The organism is Cohnella kolymensis, from assembly GCF_000829465.1.
Classification (GTDB): Bacteria; Bacillota; Bacilli; order Paenibacillales; family Paenibacillaceae; genus Cohnella; species Cohnella kolymensis.
The window spans coordinates 58,181-74,511 of sequence record NZ_JXAL01000012.1; the positions used below are offsets into that span (position 1 = coordinate 58,181).

The 16,331-nt window shown below is 52.2% G+C and carries 17 protein-coding genes; 15 read left to right on the forward strand and 2 right to left on the reverse strand.

Translation table 11 applies throughout. The features are described from left to right. Window positions 1–27 precede the first annotated feature (27 nt). Window positions 28–2,052, forward strand: a complete 2,025-nt coding sequence (locus SD71_RS08610; RefSeq protein ID WP_041062030.1) for an ABC transporter ATP-binding protein — start codon at window positions 28–30, stop codon at window positions 2,050–2,052. A gap of 41 nt (window positions 2,053–2,093) precedes the next feature. On the opposite strand, the gene SD71_RS08615 is transcribed toward SD71_RS08610, so the two are convergent. Continuing rightward, complete coding sequence (locus SD71_RS08615) at window positions 2,094–2,489, reverse strand: DnaJ family domain-containing protein (RefSeq protein WP_041062031.1); 396 nt, start codon at window positions 2,487–2,489, stop codon at window positions 2,094–2,096. Between the two features lie 192 nt (window positions 2,490–2,681). Here SD71_RS08615 and SD71_RS24800 point away from each other — a divergent pair, with 192 nt between their 5' ends. The 10 genes from SD71_RS24800 to SD71_RS08645 all read left to right on the forward strand — a co-directional run bounded on the left by SD71_RS24800 (window position 2,682) and on the right by SD71_RS08645 (window position 11,029). Continuing rightward, entirely contained in the window at window positions 2,682–3,377 is a 696-nt protein-coding gene (locus SD71_RS24800; protein ID WP_052476087.1) for a cache domain-containing protein, read from the forward strand. A 52-nt stretch (window positions 3,378–3,429) separates the two neighbouring features. Then, complete coding sequence (locus SD71_RS24805; RefSeq protein ID WP_052476088.1) at window positions 3,430–4,551, forward strand: sensor histidine kinase; 1,122 nt, start codon at window positions 3,430–3,432, stop codon at window positions 4,549–4,551. Beyond that, window positions 4,526–5,818 (forward strand): response regulator, encoded by a 1,293-nt coding sequence (locus tag SD71_RS08625; RefSeq protein WP_052476089.1) that lies wholly within the window; start codon window positions 4,526–4,528, stop codon window positions 5,816–5,818. Before SD71_RS24805 ends, SD71_RS08625 begins: the two co-directional genes overlap by 26 nt. Then, window positions 5,805–6,167, forward strand: a complete 363-nt coding sequence (locus SD71_RS22125) for a helix-turn-helix transcriptional regulator (protein WP_052476090.1) — start codon at window positions 5,805–5,807, stop codon at window positions 6,165–6,167. The genes SD71_RS08625 and SD71_RS22125 overlap by 14 nt, the downstream gene beginning before the upstream one ends. Continuing rightward, entirely contained in the window at window positions 6,167–6,301 is a 135-nt protein-coding gene (locus tag SD71_RS25865; RefSeq protein ID WP_326998724.1) for a hypothetical protein, read from the forward strand. The genes SD71_RS22125 and SD71_RS25865 overlap by 1 nt, the downstream gene beginning before the upstream one ends. Beyond that, a complete protein-coding gene (gene nagZ / locus SD71_RS08630) occupies window positions 6,298–7,743 on the forward strand; it encodes a beta-N-acetylhexosaminidase (protein ID WP_326998725.1) in 1,446 nt (481 codons plus the stop codon). The genes SD71_RS25865 and nagZ overlap by 4 nt, the downstream gene beginning before the upstream one ends. A gap of 104 nt (window positions 7,744–7,847) precedes the next feature. Beyond that, on the forward strand, window positions 7,848–8,912 hold the full coding sequence (locus tag SD71_RS08635; RefSeq protein WP_052476091.1) for an ABC transporter substrate-binding protein: 1,065 nt from the start codon (window positions 7,848–7,850) through the stop codon (window positions 8,910–8,912). Then, window positions 8,909–9,241 (forward strand): type 2 periplasmic-binding domain-containing protein, encoded by a 333-nt coding sequence (locus tag SD71_RS22130; protein ID WP_052476092.1) that lies wholly within the window; start codon window positions 8,909–8,911, stop codon window positions 9,239–9,241. The genes SD71_RS08635 and SD71_RS22130 overlap by 4 nt, the downstream gene beginning before the upstream one ends. Window positions 9,242–9,320: 79 nt before the next feature. After that, window positions 9,321–10,199: a carbohydrate ABC transporter permease gene (locus SD71_RS08640; protein ID WP_041062032.1), complete on the forward strand. Its 879-nt coding sequence runs from the start codon at window positions 9,321–9,323 to the stop codon at window positions 10,197–10,199. Next, window positions 10,199–11,029 (forward strand): carbohydrate ABC transporter permease, encoded by an 831-nt coding sequence (locus SD71_RS08645; protein WP_041062033.1) that lies wholly within the window; start codon window positions 10,199–10,201, stop codon window positions 11,027–11,029. The genes SD71_RS08640 and SD71_RS08645 overlap by 1 nt, the downstream gene beginning before the upstream one ends. Window positions 11,030–11,125: 96 nt before the next feature. On the opposite strand, the gene SD71_RS22990 is transcribed toward SD71_RS08645, so the two are convergent. Then, window positions 11,126–11,281: a DUF1540 domain-containing protein gene (locus SD71_RS22990; RefSeq protein WP_082034134.1), complete on the reverse strand. Its 156-nt coding sequence runs from the start codon at window positions 11,279–11,281 to the stop codon at window positions 11,126–11,128. A 238-nt stretch (window positions 11,282–11,519) separates the two neighbouring features. Between SD71_RS22990 and SD71_RS08650 the strand changes: the two genes are divergently transcribed. From SD71_RS08650 to SD71_RS08665, 4 genes are all read left to right on the forward strand, one after another. Continuing rightward, on the forward strand, window positions 11,520–13,106 hold the full coding sequence (locus SD71_RS08650) for a DEAD/DEAH box helicase (protein WP_326998726.1): 1,587 nt from the start codon (window positions 11,520–11,522) through the stop codon (window positions 13,104–13,106). Window positions 13,107–13,419: 313 nt separating this feature from the next. Next, on the forward strand, window positions 13,420–14,484 hold the full coding sequence (locus SD71_RS08655) for an ABC transporter substrate-binding protein (RefSeq protein ID WP_200889580.1): 1,065 nt from the start codon (window positions 13,420–13,422) through the stop codon (window positions 14,482–14,484). Between the two features lie 61 nt (window positions 14,485–14,545). Then, entirely contained in the window at window positions 14,546–15,484 is a 939-nt protein-coding gene (locus tag SD71_RS08660) for an ABC transporter permease (RefSeq protein WP_041062035.1), read from the forward strand. Further along, window positions 15,484–16,278, forward strand: a complete 795-nt coding sequence (locus tag SD71_RS08665; RefSeq protein WP_041062036.1) for an ABC transporter ATP-binding protein — start codon at window positions 15,484–15,486, stop codon at window positions 16,276–16,278. The genes SD71_RS08660 and SD71_RS08665 overlap by 1 nt, the downstream gene beginning before the upstream one ends. Window positions 16,279–16,331: the final 53 nt, after the last annotated feature.

Below are 16,331 nucleotides of genomic sequence, written 5' to 3' on the forward strand. Positions count from 1 at the left end.
AACGGAAAGAAACGAAGGTGAATTTACATGGGTAATAACGGTAATAGATTATTTCAATACGCGTGGCAATTTAAGAGGCCGATTCTGCTTGCGCTCGTGCTGCTGGCACTGGCCGTCGGTGTGGAATTGGTCGGCCCTTTCCTTGGCAAGCGGATGATCGATACGAATATCTTGGGCATCTCCAAGCCTTGGTATGAGACCCAGCAAGAAGAGACCTATGCGGTGCCTTATGACGGCAGTCTGTACAAAAGATCCGATCATTGGTCGTCAGGTGAGGAGAAGGGGCGCGAGGTCCGCGTTCTCCAGTCAGGCCGCAGCTATTATTTCGTCAATGCGGCGGGTGTGCCTGATTCCGGCAAACAAACCTTTAGCAACGGTCAGTTGACGGTTACTTTGGAGGACGGCACCGCGAGAAAATTTCCGGCCGAACAGCTGAGTAATGGTGAGGTTTATGCCTTTTACAAACCCGAGTTCCGCAGTCTCATCACGCTTGCAATCAGCTATGTCGGGCTGCTGCTGATCGGGGCCGTGCTGGCTTATGGGCAGAGATATCTGCTTCAGGTATCCGCGAACCGGATTATCCGGAAAATGCGCAATGACGTGTTCCGGCACATACAGAGGCTGCCGGTGCAATATTTTGACAATCTGCCTGCCGGCAAAGTGGTGTCCAGGGTTACGAACGATACGGAATCCATCCGTGAGCTGTACGTAACCGTTCTGGCGAATTTTTTCTCGGGAATCATTTATATAACGGCGATTGCCGGAGCGTTGTTCGTGCTGGATGCAAGGTTGGCTTGGTTCGCGGTGCCGCTTCTTCCGATTCTGTATGTCTGGATTATCGTTTACCGCAAATTCGCGGCTAACTACAACCATGTCATTCGTAACCGACTGAGCGATATTAACGCCATCATTAACGAATCGATCCAGGGAATGCCGATTATCCAAGCTTTCCGCAAGGAAAAAGAAACGATGGCCGAGTTCGGCGAGTTAAATGATGAATATTTCAAATATCAGAACAAGCTGCTCAGCCTGAATTCAATCACCTCGCACAATCTGCTGAACGTGTTCCGGAACGTGATTTTTCTAACGGTGATATGGATGTTCGCGGGGGGCTGGCTCGGCTCGGCGATCACAGTCGGCGTTCTGTACGCATTCATCGATTACATCAACCGAATGATGAATCCTATGGTGGGTATGGTCAACCAGCTTGCGAATCTTGAAACAGCGCGTGTATCGGCTGAGCGCGTGTTTGGTCTTCTGGATGAGCCGGGGATTGAAGTATCGGACAGCAGAATGCCGCGCTATAAAGGCGATGTCGTATTCGAATCCGTATCATTCGGCTACAAACCGGGCGAGGATGTCTTGAAGAATATAAGTTTCCATGCCAAGCAAGGACAGACGGTAGCCTTAGTGGGTCACACCGGTTCGGGCAAAAGCTCGATTCTGAACTTATTGTTCCGTTTCTACGATGTGGAGCGCGGTGTCATTTCAGTGGATGGCATTGATGTGCGCGATATTCCGAAACAGCAGCTGCGGCAGCATATGGGCATTGTGCTGCAAGACCCGTTCCTGTTCACGGGTACGATCGCTTCTAACGTCAGCCTGGATGATCCGTCCATTTCCCGGGAAAAGGTGGAGAAGGCGCTGCGCGATGTCGGGGCTTATGACATGTTCTTGCAGCTTCCAGATGGTCTGGACGAACCGGTTATTGAGAAGGGCAGCACCTTGTCTGCAGGACAGCGGCAGCTGATCTCGTTCGCTCGGGCTCTGGCATTCGATCCGGCCATTCTGATTCTAGATGAAGCAACGGCCAGCATCGACACCGAGACGGAAGCGATTATCCAGCAGGCGCTGGATGTGCTGAAGCGGGGGCGCACGACTTTCGTGATCGCTCACCGGCTTTCGACAATCCGTGCGGCGGATCAGATTCTCGTGCTCGACCGCGGGCAGATCGTAGAGCGAGGCAATCACGATGAGCTGATGGAACAGCGCGGCAAATACTATGCGATGTATCAGCTGCAACAGGGCACAGCGATAGGAATCGGCGCATAGTACGGATAAAGGGAGAACTGCGGTGTATCGCGGTTCTCCCTTTATTTTTGAGGGTCCTTGCCCGGTTCGGCGAGCTTCTCCTGTATTCTCGATTCATATTCGATAAAAGAGTCCGAAGAGTTCCAGCCGCGCTGATCCATCAACATGCGGTAACGGAGCTGTTTGGCGTTCATTTCGGCGTTCAACTTCGCTTTCTCGTCGTCATCCCGGCAGCTGCGCAGCAGCTCCTGCAGGCTCACCATATCTTTACGGAGCTGCATCTCCTCTGGGAGTGCAGCGGCATTTTTCAGCATGCGATAACCCATTCGGAGATCTTCCGGCACACCTTCGAGATCGTCGGGAGGCAGCGGCTTCCCCGCGCCCGGCAAGTTGTCGAATGCCCCTTCGCGCTGGGCTTCACGGATTCTTTCCTCAGCAATGATGCGCGCCCAATTCATCTGGATAACCCCTCTCTTGTTCCGTATGTTTTCTCTATAGTTTATTTTTATCCCTGCATAATTGAAATGTTATCTTATCCGTCTATAACGAACTCTTTATAATAAGGATGACCGGCATACAGGTTTAGAACTTTTTACCATCGCCTCCTGATATAATCGAGATAACTTGCACGAGAGGACGGGAGCCGATCGATGAGCCTCAGCAAACGAATGCTCGCCGCTTTTTTCGCCTTTATCCTTGCGCCTCTGATCGTTCTGGGCAGCGTCTCTTATTTGTTGTTCCAAAATGTCACCCAGGAAAAATATGCGGATCAAACGGAACTAACCCTCAAAGCCATCGGCCGGAATATCCACAACATGATCAAGGAAGCCAACTATTTCTCCGATTTCTGGGTGACTACGGAGGACAGCGTCGAAACGGTCGAGCAGTCGATGGATTCGGTCGGCCAACCGGTCGATAACACCGTTACCGGCACCCCCTTATACGACGAGCTGCTGGAGAAAGAGAAGCTGCGCCAGAAAGTGCTGCTCACCTATCCCGGCATTCAGTCCGTTACTTTATACCGCAATGACGGCAGGCGGGTCGGCGTACAATTCACGAAAGACAATCCGCCCTCGCTTGAGGACTTGCAACGAAACAGCATTTTTCCCGAGGTACTCAGAAAAAACGGCGCGCCGGTATGGATAGGCCCTAATGAAGATACCAGACTGGCCGGCAGCAACAACCTGTTTACGCAAATCCGTGTGCTGCTCGACATCGATACGCTTACGAGCAAAGGCATTCTCGTGACCCGTTTTCAGATGAACGAATTGGACCGCATTTTCAGCTTTTACCGCAGCCAAGGCAATTTTGGACCGACGTTACCTCATTGTGACAAGCGACGGTAATGTTATTTTCGATAATAAAGGCCTTTCGGAGGGAGGAAATCTCTCACAGTATGTGGATATAAAGAAAGGTCTGAATCTAAAGCTGGCTAAATTTCAAAGCGAGACGTTATCCTTTGATGGGACCAAAAGCCTTGTCTCTGTTCAAGACTTGGAATTGGAACGACTGGGTGTCGGAGATTGGAAGCTGGTTACCGTAACCTCTTGGCAGTATTTGGCCGGGGATATGGCCGCCGTGCTCCGCTGGATGGTCGTCATTACCGCCGTTTCGCTGGCTCTTGCCCTCGTGTTTAACTTGATGTTCGTTCGCCGTACGGTCACTTTTATCGTCAGAGTTGTGAAAGCGATGCGCCGTGTGGAAATGGGAGATCTAACGACTAGGGTACCTGTTCTAGGCAACGATGAAACAACAAGCCTGGCGCGCGGATTCAACAGCCTCGTCACCCGCGTCTCCGAGCTTCTCGACGATGTAAAGCAGGAGCAGCGTCGAAAGCGGAGGGCGGAGATGATGCTGCTGCAGGCCCAGATCAAACCGCATTTCCTGTTTAACGCCTTGGAATCGATCAACATACTCGCCGTCCAGAACGAAGGCCGGAAAGTGAGCAAGATGGTGCAGCGGCTGGCCAATATTTTGCGAATCAGCATCCAGCAGAAAGAAGAAATCCGCATCGAACAGGAACTGGAGCATTTAAAAAGCTACCTCGACATTCAAAAGTACCGGTTCGAGGATTTGTTCGAGTATGAGATCGATGTTCCTGAACCGTTATTAACCGAACCCATTCTGAAATTAACGCTGCAGCCGCTGGTCGAGAACAGCATGCAGCATGGTTTTGAAGGGATCGATTATTTGGGCCGTATCCGCGTCTGGGCACGGCAGGAAGCGCACAACATCGCTTTCTTCGTGGAGGATAACGGGATCGGCATGGCGGATTCCACGTTGGCGAAGCTGACCGGAAGAGCAATGATCTCTCTGGAGCAGATGCATGAGGAAACTCCCGAAACCGGCGAAAGGCGGGGACTCGGTGTAGCCAACGTGTCCGACAGACTGCGCATTCATTACGGATCGGGCTACGGACTTACGGTGTGCAGCGCCCCGGGGCACGGCACCGTGATCAAATGCTTAATACCGAAAGCGGCGGGGAGTGAGACGAATGAAGCTGAAGGCGCTGCTAGTTGACGACGAAGTCAACATACTAAAAAACCTGCAGAATGTCGTGCCTTGGGAAAGCCTCGGGCTGGAACTGATCGGAACTGCGCGGAACGGGGAGCAAGCATTGCGGCTCACTCGCGAGTATCACCCTCATTTGATCTTGTGCGATATCCGGATGCCGGTAATGGATGGCATTGAGTTTCTGCATGCTTTGCGGCAGTTCGATGGAGATGCGGAAGTGATCATGATGACCGGTTACCAGGATTTCAGCTACGTGCGCTCAGTCATCCGGTATGAAGTGAAAGACTACATTTTGAAACCGATAGATTACGACGAGCTGTCCGCCACAATCGGCCGCCTCGCTGAAGGGATCAGGGAAAGAAGCCTGGAGCAGCAATCGATGCAGCAGGAGTGGAGTGAGGTTTTTCATCTCGCTTACGAAAAGGTGTTGTACGACCGGCTTGTGGATGTTGGAGGCGGCTCGACCAAGCCGTTTCTAAAGCTTCATGAGATGGACGGGGAAAACCTCATTTATGCGATGATGCTCGTTGACGTCGCCGACTACTCCAAGAGAGAGCGGGCATGGGAAGAGAATGAACGGAAGGTATGGAATTTTGCCATTCACAATATTTTGCAGGAAAAACTGGTGTCTTTCGGCCTTCCCCATTCCGTGCTGCAGATCCGAAGCGGCGAGTGGTGCGTGCTTATTGAGACAATGGAGCCGGACCTATTTGACCTGGAGCAATGCATGCATTGGGGAGAAAGCTTGCGTCATGCGGTTGAGAGTTATTTGAAGCTTAGCATTCGCGTCGCCGTGGAGCCGGCCCCTGTCTCCACGCAGCGTCTGGCCGGGACGTATAAAAGCTTGCAGCGGTCGCTAAATTTGTCGTCGGTGTCGAACGAGGGAGTCATCGTCCCTGAAAAGATTAAGGAGGGAGCTGACACTTCCGAGCTATTGTGGGACCGGATCGAAGAGATGGTGACCGGACTCAAAAGATGCGATCGGCGCCGCACCGAAAACGCGATTAAGGCATTGAACGACAGCTTTCGGCAGCTCCCGGAAACGTCCTTCGAACGAGTGGCTCCGATTCTGCATTATCTCTGCATCCATCTGCTGCGTGAAATGAGGGCGATGGAAGTCATGAACCGGGAAGAGGAGGCGGCCGTATGGCGCCGGATCGACCGGAACCCGGGCATCCGGGAAACGCTCACCGTCATTAACCGGCTTGTGGACCAGTCGATGGACAGCGTCATGAAGAAAAAAAACAAGCGATGTCCTGATGCTGTCCACTAAGGACTACATTGAACGGAATCTGGCAGCCGAGCTCAGTATCGACGCGTTGGCCGATTACCTCGGCATCAGCGGCAGCTATTTCAGCTTGCTGTTCAAGCAGCATTTTGGCGAGACGTTCGTGGAATATGTGACTAAGCAAAGGATAGAGATGGCTAAATCTCTTCTGGCGTTAAGCTATAAAACCGTTACGGAGATCGGCCAGATGGTCGGTTACGCCGAGCGCCGGTATTTCACACGAGTTTTCAGCAAATATACCGGCATGCTTCCGTCTGAATTCCGCGAACGTCATCAGATCCAAGCGGCGCGGCCGGAGATGCCGGTGTGGGAGCCAAGGGAGGAATCGATTTAATGGAAACCGGCACAACTTTCGAGCAGCTTAGCTTAAAGGAAAAGATAGGACAGCTGTTCATGTGCGGTTTTGACGGTACCGAGCCGACGGAAGGTCTGCTGCAGCTTATTAAAGATTACACCTTGGCGGCGTGATCTTTTTCCGTCGAAATTTAACGAATGCCTCTCAGGTATCAGCTTTATGTGACGCGCTGCAGCGGGAGTCGGAGATTCCTCTGTTCCTCGCCATCGATCAAGAAGGAGGGATGGTCGTCCGGCTGGAGGAGGGAGTCACGGTGATGCCGGGAGCCATGGCGCAAGGTGCGGCGGCGGATCCTGAGCTGACCCGGGAAGCGGCGCGATGGTCCGGAGCGGAGCTTCGGGACATCGGAATTAATATGAATTTCGCCCCTTGCCTTGATGTTAACAACAATCCGAAAAACCCGGTGATCGGTGTGCGTTCTTACGGTGAAAATCCCGAGCATGTTTCGTTGCTGGGAACGGCAGCTATCCAAGGCTACAGGGAGGGCGGAGTCATCGCAGTCACCAAACACTTTCCCGGACATGGCGACACGGCGTCTGACTCCCATCATGAACTTCCATCGGTACCGCATGCAGCGGACCGGCTGGACGAGGTCGAGCTCGTTCCTTTTCGTGCCACAATCGAACAAGGCGTTGACGCGATCATGACCGCTCACGTGATGTTTCCCGCATTCGAGCCAAGCGGCATTCCAGCCACTTTGTCGCGGCGGATTTTGACAGGATTGCTGCGGCGGCAGCTGGGCTTTCAAGGAGTTATTGTGACGGATTGCCTGGAGATGAATGCAATCTCCGAGACGATCGGCGTGGCGCGCGGGTCCGTGGAAGCGGTGAAAGCAGGCGCGGATTTGATATTGGTCAGCCATCGGCTGGACCGTCAGATCGCGGCGTTGGAAGCGGTCATGGAGGCGGTGATGGCAGGGGAAATTCCGGAGTCCCGCATTGATGAAGCTGCGCGTCGGATATGGAATTTGAAAATGCAAAAGGGATTGTTTCAAATCTCGCATCCGGTCACTGACAAAAACAGAGCCGAAGAAGTGCTTCGCAAATTATGTGAAGCGGCGGTTACCGTGGTTAAAGGAGAAGAGAAGCTGCCTTTGTCACGGGGTGGGAAGACTCTCGTCGTCTGGACGGAACCGCGCGCGGGCACGGAAGTCGTGGAAGTCATTGCTCAGGAATGGACGCTGGGTGCAGCACTTACAAGACTCGGCTTTGATATAGAAGAGATAAGAATCGGAATTGAGCCGACTCCTCAAGAGGCTGAGGCTGTAATCTCATTAGCCGAAGGCTGCACAAGGATTCTGTTCGCGTCTTATGATGCCGCTTTCTCATCAGGCCAAACAGCGCTAATTCAAAAATTGTCCGAATTCCCAAGCCATGATTTCGTATTGGCCGCGATGAGAACCCCGTACGATTTAGTGGTTGCACCGGCCGTTGCGATTTATATCTGCTGTTACGAGAACAAGCCGGCCATGGTCACGGCGCTTGCCGGCGTGCTTGCAGGCGAATATAAATCTACAGCCAAGCAGCCGGTAACAATCGGATCTTACAAGGGGTAGATGATCTTATCCCTGTTTTATGACTTTGCCTCCCTTACTTCTACGACAATTAATTTTACAATGAATGTGAAACAAACAAATAATTGGTTGTGGGAGGTCTCCGAGTGAAAAGAAATTTTATGATGATCCTGACGCTCTTTATTGCCTTTACTACCGTTCTGGCGGCTTGCGGCGGAAATAACAACAGCAGCTCATCGCCTTCGTCGTCAGCCGGTGCATCTTCAAGCGCGCCGGCAAGCGAAACGCCGTCTGCTTCGCCCAGCGAGCAAGTCGATCCGTTCACCGTGTCGCTTCGCCATATTCAAATCGGCGAACCGCAGAAGTTTCGTAAAGCCATTCTGGACGAAGTTGTTAAAAGAACGGAAGCGGAAGTGCCGGGCTTGAAATTCGAGCTGGACGGGGTAGAAGATGCCGTTAACCGCTTCACGAAACTGCCGGCGGAAATGGCTGCGGGCAACCCTCCCAAAATCTTCGACTTGTTCGGAGGCAACGCGGACGCGCTGAAGTACGCGAAAGCGGGTCGTTTGCTTGACCTCACGCCGATCCTCGATGAGCTCGGCATCAAAGACAAATTCCTGAACGTATTCGGACAATTCACCTTGGACGGGAAAATCTACGGACTGCCTATCGGCGGCAATATGGAAGGCATCTTCTACAACACGGAAATTTTCGAGCAGAACGGCTTGAATCCTCCTGCCACCTGGGATGACCTGATCAAAGCCGCAGATACGCTCAAAGCTAAAGGAATTACGCCTTTCGCAATGTCATCGCAAGCCGGATGGGTACCGAATATGCTTGTTAACACGCTGGTCGGCCGTCATGCGGCGAACGGCTTCCCTAACGGGCTTACGGACGGCACGTTCAAGTGGAACCAGGCGGAGGCTGTTGCGGGTTATACACTGTATCAAGATTGGGTGAAAAAAGGCTATTTCACGAAAGGCGAGCTGGGTAAAACCTATGACGACATGCTGAACGATTTCGGTGCCGGTAAAGCAGGCATGATGTTCGACGGCAGCTGGCGCTCTTCCGCTTTCAAGGCGGACGGAGTAGCCGCAAGCTTAATGGTAAAGTCGCGTTCGTCGCACTGCCGGCCATCGCGAATGCCGCAGGAGATCAGACTTCCATCAACGCGAACTATGGCAACGGTTACGGGTTCTCCTCGGATTTGAATGAGAACGAACTGAAAGCCGTTAAAGCTTTCATCAAGAATCTGTACAACGATGAAATGCAGCTTCGCGGCTTGCTGGAGGACGGGGTTCTGCCCTCTATGAAGCTCTCGGACGAAGCGCTTGCTAAAGTGACGGATCCGCTTGTGAAGCAGGTTATAGAAACGATGAAAGGCGCAGGATCTTCCTTCGTTCACTTCGACTCCGTCGTGCAGAAAGCGGTGAACACAGAGTCCGAAATCCAGCTTCAAAAACTGATTGCAAGCAAGGCTACGCCGCAGCAAGTCGGCGACGCGCTGCAAAAGGTGCAAGAGGCTGAAAACGCGAAATAAAAACCGGTAAGTTCAGGCAAGGAGGCATCTCCCGCCCCGCGCGGCAGGGAGTGCCTTCTTTTCCTAGTGGGGAGGAACCATGAAGCATACGCTCAAAAATCCCGCTGTTTATATTGTTTTCATCGTGCCGACTATCGCTTTGTACGGGCTCTTCTTTTTGTATCCCATGTTCTCGTCCGTCTTCTACGCCTTTACGGATTGGAACGGGCTTGATCAGACCCATTTCATCGGGATGCAGAATTTCACCAACGCGTTTAAGGATGCGAGCTTTAGAGATTCCATTCTCAACAATATGTATTTCATTCTGTTCTCCGTTGGCATACAAGTGCCTATCATTATCGTTTTTGCGCTGTTGATCAGCAATGTAAAGCGGTTGAAGGGCTTCTACAAAACGACTGTATTCATGCCTTCGATTCTCTCGACTTCGGTAATCGGCATCTTATGGGGTTTTATCTACGATCCGGATGTCGGTCCCATCACCGATTTCTTGGCGCTGTTCGGATTAGAGCCGATCTATTGGCTGGCAGAGCCCCGATGGGCGATGCTCGCTATTTTACTGACTAACGCCTGGCAATGGATCGGCTTCTATATTGTATTGATTCTGGCCGCAATCCTGGCGATACCGAGAGAGATCGACGAAGCAGCGGCCATCGATGGAGCGAATGCCGTACAGCGGGCCTGGTATTTGACGGTGCCTTTAATCAAGCCGATCGTTTCGGTGGTCGTCATGCTCTCAATAGCCGGTGCCATGCGAGTTGTCGATATCGTGTTGGTCATGACGAATGGCGGTCCGGCGGGATCGACGGAGGTCATGGCCTCTTATATGGTGAATCGAGCCATCAAATACGGCGAATACGGCTACGGTACCGCACTCGCGATCATCATTTTTGCGTTCGCGCTGGTGTTGACAGCCTTGTATCAATTTACTCTCGGCAAAACGGAAAGGATTGAATATTGATGCCTGTCGCGCTGAAGAAATCCATACCTCATATCATTTTATTGGCGTACGTCTGCATCATTTTATTCCCTTTTGTATTTGTCGTTTTCTCCTCGCTTAAGGAAAGCAATGTGGAAATTTCTCAGGCTCCGTTCGCTTTTCCGAAGGAATTCCATTTCCAGAACTATATCGACGCATGGGTTCAAGCGCAGATCGACGTGTACTTTTTTAACAGTGCGTATTTGGCATTGTCATCAGCCGTTGTCGGCGTGCTGCTGGCGGCGGCCACGGCATTTGCGATCACCCGCATGAAATTCCCGAAAACGAGCAAAATCATTTTTCAGTCGGTTCTGATTGGCATGCTTATTCCGGGTAACGTTTTGTTTATCGCACAGTATATTTTGATGATGGATTTGAAAATTTTGAACACGCATTGGGCTTTATTTCTCCCTTACACCGCGGGGGCTTTGCCGTTCAGCGTTCTTCTCATATCGGCATTCATGAAGGCCATACCGGGGGAGCTCGAGGAGGCGGCAGTTATGGATGGCCTCAGCGCTTCCGGCATTTTTACCCGGATTGTACTGCCGCTCACGGTGCCGGCTCTGGTCACGGTGTTCATCATCAACTTCCTGGGGAATTGGAACGAATACTTACTGGCGAGCTTCTTTATAAGCAAAGACGCCCTCAAAACTTTGCCTACGGGCATGGTCGGCTTCAGGGACGCCTACCAAACGAATTACGCGCTCATCTGTACCGGGATCGTCTTTAGCGTGACGCCTGTACTTATTCTGTACGCTTTCTTGCAGGAGAAAATTATCGAAGGCCTTACGGCGGGCAGCGTTAAAGGTTGAAAAGTTCAGGTGATAACAATTCTCACTATGGGCAATCATACAAAAGCAGACAACAAAAGGCATCCCGAAGGATGCCTCTCCCTTCAGCGAAAACCCCTATATTTTCGACTCGAAGGTTTTGCAGTCCGTTTCGCCCGCGGTGGTGGCCTGCTTGTTGCGATTGTTCACTACGTAGATCGAATTGGCCGTACATTTGTCGCCGGCAGCCCAATACTTACAGGAGTTCACTTCGCACAGAACATCTTTGGCCATTGCTGTCTCACCTCCCCTAGGAAATAGGATGGGCGAAGCCGGCGGCTTTATACGTGGACGCACCCGCTTGTATCCCGTGTCGGGAAGAGAGTGGGTTTATTTGTTATCCGGAAATTTGGAGAGCGCATCTGCAATAGTACATGTCGAATGGCCGGATGTGGTACGATAGATGTCAATGATAAATTATTGGATACACTTACGGGCCGACTTAGGGTTGGAATAGGATGGAGTGGTTGATGTGACGGATTTTGCGGATTTAGGCGTGTCGGAGAAGCGGGTGCAGATGCTGAAAGCTACGGGGATCACGGACCCCACACCGGTGCAGGCGGAGACGATACCCATCGTCGTGCGCGGCCGGGATGTAATCAGCCAGGCACAGACAGGTACCGGTAAGACACTTGCGTTCGTGCTGCCGATGCTGGATAAGATTGATCCGAACCTCCCGTATGTTCAGGGCTTGATTATTACACCAACGCGCGAGTTGGCACTGCAGATCACAGCTGAAGTCAAGAAGCTGTTGGAGCCGCGGGATGCGATTAAAGTATTGGCCGTTTACGGCGGGCAAGATGTCGAAGCGCAATTATATAAGTTAAAAGGCAGTATCCACATGGTCATTGCAACTCCGGGGCGGCTTCTTGATCATATGCGCAGGGAGACGATCTCGCTGGCCGGCGTTACCATGCTCGTATTGGATGAAGCCGATCAGATGCTGCATATGGGGTTCCTCACTGAGGTGGAAGAAATCCTGCGCAAAACGCCCGGAAACCGGCAAACGATGCTCTTCTCGGCAACCGTGCCGCCTTCTATTCGCGAAATGGCGGGCAGGATTTTGCGCAATCCCGAACAGGTAACGGTGAAGAGCGAGCGGGTCACGGTCAAAGATATCCGCCAATGGGCCGTGGAAACGTCGGACCGCGACAAGCAGACGGCTTTGGTTAATCTGCTGGAGCTTACGCAGCCGTATCTCAGTATTATTTTCTGCCGCACCAAGCGCCGGGCAGCTGTGTTGAACCAAGCACTGCAGGAACTGGGTTATGCGTCGGACGAGCTCCATGGCGATTTATCACAGGCCAAACGGGAAAAAGTCATGAAGCAGTTCCGCGACGCCAAGCTGCAGCTGTTAGTGGCCACGGATGTAGCGGCACGAGGGCTCGACGTTGAAGGCGTAACGCACGTATTTAACTATGATATTCCGCAGGATGTGGACAGCTATATCCACCGGATCGGACGGACCGGACGAGCCGGAGAGTCGGGACTGGCGATTACGCTGGTCGCGCCTAAAGACCGGCGGGAGCTTGCGGATATCGAGAATGGAATACAGCAGGCCATGGAGCGCAGAAGCGTGGAAGGCAAAACTCTTGGCGCAGGAGAAGGTAACCCGCGCGGCGGTGGCGTTAATAAACCGCGTGCCGGTAAACCGGCTCGAGCCGGGGGCCGGGGAGCGGCGGGTAAAGCAAAGCCGGGCAACCGGTCCGCAACGGGTGCTTGGCAGAATCGGGGGCAGAGCCGTGATGCTGCCGGAAGAGCGAAGCCGGCGCGGACGAGTGAGCGCAAACAGGATGGCGACACCAACGGGCGCACTTTCGGTGAACGTGGTGCAGCTGCTCCAGGTGGTGATCGCAGGCCGGCGGCTCGGGGACCCGCAGCTTCAGGCGCCGCAGGCGGCAGGAAAGCGTCGGCAGAACGAGGCTTTGGCCGCCCAGGTGCGCCGGCAGGAAAGCCGGGACGCAAACCGGAGCAGCGCGGGGGCAGTAGCTTTGGCCGCTCGCCAGGACCGAAGCGAGGCGGCGGTGGCGGCGGCCGGTCAAGCCCGCGTGGTAGGTAAATACAACGACTTCGCCATCCTTACGGACGAGCGAAGTCGTTTTTTGCATTTATTGCGAAACTACACTTATTCCACTCCTTCGATGGCTTTTATCACATTTTCAGCATAAATAAGTGCATATAGTTGTTATTTTTTATCTCAGCATGCGATCCGCTAAAAACAGGTGTAAATTTGCAACTATTTTTATTTATAAATCACCTACATATAGCAATTGACGAACACAGTGACGGCAATTAAACTATATCTAATACTTTGATGGATAAAAGCGCTACATCTTTAAAGCGGTTAGTTAACAAATTATTATAAAGGGGTAATGAAGTTGAAGACAAAATTATTGTCCTTACTTACGCTTTCGATGGTTTTGCTGCTCGTTCTAGCGGGATGCGGAGCCAAGGAAGAGAACAACGGTGCGGCTAGTCCAAGCGCCAGCGCAGCAAGCTCCAGTCCGGCCAGCTCGGATGACAAAACCTATTCCATCGCGATCTCTCAGATCGCACCACATCCGTCTTTGGACGCAACTCGCGAAGGATTCCTGGCAGCACTGAAAGACGCCGGAATCGAAGAGGGCAAGAACCTCAAGGTGGATTACAACAACGCACAAGGTGAGCAGAGCAACAACCAGACAATCGCGCAGAAGATTGCGTCCGATAAGCATGATCTGGTTCTCGGAATTACGACTCTATCCTCCCAAGCACTTGCCAACCAAGTGAAAGACATGCCTGTATTGTTCGCGGCGGTAACCGATCCGCTCGATGCCCAAATCGTTACCAACATGGAAAAGCCGGGCGGCAACGTAACCGGTGCCTCTGATACGAATCCCGAACAAATTACGAAAGTCATGGACTTCATCGCAAGTGATTTTCCTAATGTGAAAACAGTCGGCGTAGTCATTAATGAAGGCGAACCGAACGCCGTAATCATGACGAAAAAAGCCGAAGAGGCATTAGCAGCGCATAACATCAAGTTGATCAAAGCTGCAGTCACGAACACTTCCGAGGTCAAGCAGGCCGCCGAGTCCCTCGTCGGACGTGCGGACGCGATCTACATTACTTTGGATAACACCGTCGTCAGCTCCGTGGATGCCATTATCCAGGTCGCTAACAAAAACAAAATCCCGTTCTTCTCTGCGGACCGGGACACCGTTGAAAAAGGTGCATTCGCGACTTATGGCTTTAAGTATTACGATCACGGCTACCAAGTTGGACAAATGGCTGTTGAAATTCTCAAAAACGGCAAGAATCCGGGTGACATGACCGTTACCGTACCGGATAAGCTGGACCTGATTCTTAACCTTAAAGCGGCAGAAGCGCAAGGAATTACCGTAACCGACGCAATGAAGGAAAAAGTGAAGGACAAAGAGAATAACATTATTCAGTAATTGCATCGGGGTGAGCGACTCCTGTCGTTCACTCCGTTTGTCTCTGTTAGGAGGATAACCTATGCTTCAACCCTGGCTTCATTCCATTGAAGGAGCGACCCACATTGGTCTCGTTTACGCGATCATGGCGCTTGGTGTTTATATCACTTATCGGATTTTGGACTTTCCAGATTTGACCGTTGACGGAAGCTTTACTACCGGCGGCGCGGTCGCCGCGATCATGATAACTCAGGGCTACAATCCATGGCTTGCCACCGGGGCCGCATTCGCTGCGGGCCTAGCCGCCGGAGCATGCACCGGACTGCTTCATACGAAAGGTAAAATAAACGGGCTGCTCTCAGGTATTCTCATGATGATTGCCTTATATTCGATCAATCTGCGAATTATGGGCAAGCCGAATATCGGTTTTTATAATGAAGCGAGCTTATTCTCAGAGATTTCTAAAAATCCTGTTACCTATATGATCGTTCTGGTCGCTGCCGCTTTCTTCATAAAGTTTCTGCTGGATTCATTTCTGCATACGGATATCGGCTTGGCGTTAAGAGCCACAGGCGATAATGCCAGAATGATCCGAAGCTTCGGCGCCAATACCGATATCACGACGGTTGTGGGGGTCAGCGTATCCAATGGACTTGTGGCTCTGTCCGGAGCTCTCATTGCCCAACAGCAAGGCGTAACGGATATCAACATGGGCGTAGGCATGATTGTTGCCGGTCTCGCTTCTGTTATTATCGGAGAAGCGATCTTCGGGGCCCGAACGGTATTTCGTGCAACTCTCGCTGTTGTTTTCGGGGCAATCGTATATCGAATTATTTATGCGGTCGCTCTGCGGATGGAGATGAATCCCCAAGACATGAAACTGATCACCGCGGTCATCGTCATCGTGGCACTGGTGCTGCCAACCATTCAGCGCGCTCTCAAGAATCGCGGGTTGGCACGCAAGCGCTCCTCCGAATTATCGGCGGCTGCGTCGTCGTCTAGTAAGGGAGGTGCAGTCTGATGCTGCAGCTTTCGAAAGTGACAAAACTGTTCAACCCAGGTACACCGGACGAAAAAGTTGCTCTCATGGACATTGATCTGACATTTAAACCGGGTGATTTCGTCACGGTCATCGGAAGTAACGGGGCTGGGAAATCAACGCTCATGAACATTATCTCCGGAGTCATGAAGCCCGACATAGGTGAGGTTCGGATCCAGGGCAATGCGATACAAAAGCTTCCGGAGCATGAGAGAAGCCGGTGGATCGCACGTGTGTTTCAGGATCCGATGGCAGGCACCGCTCCTCGTATGACGATTGAGGAGAATCTCTCAATCGCTTACTCACGCACCAAGAAGAGAAGCTTCGGCTGGGGTGTGACCTCCTCCAAGCGCAAAATGTTTCGCGAGCACCTGCAAAGGCTCGGTATTGGCTTAGAACACCGTCTGGGCGCCAAGGTCGGTCTGTTATCCGGTGGAGAGCGGCAAGCATTAAGTTTGTTGATGGCTACGTTCACGAAACCTGATATTCTGCTGCTCGATGAGCATACTGCGGCACTCGACCCGGCACGGGCAGACTTGATTACCAAGCTGACCGATGAAATCGTCCGTGAGATGAAGCTCACGACGCTCATGGTGACCCACAACATGGAGCAGGCCATCCGGCTTGGAAATCGTTTGATCATGATGGACAAAGGCCGCATCATTCTCGATATTCCGCAGGAACGCAAAAAAGGCTTAACTGTCTCGCAGCTGCTCGGAGAGTTTGAGCGGATCAGTGGACACCAGTTGTCGGATGACCGGATTGTTCTTGGATAACACGTTTAAGAGTGGAAAGCCCGTTCCGCTGTATGCTTACAGCGGTGCGGGCT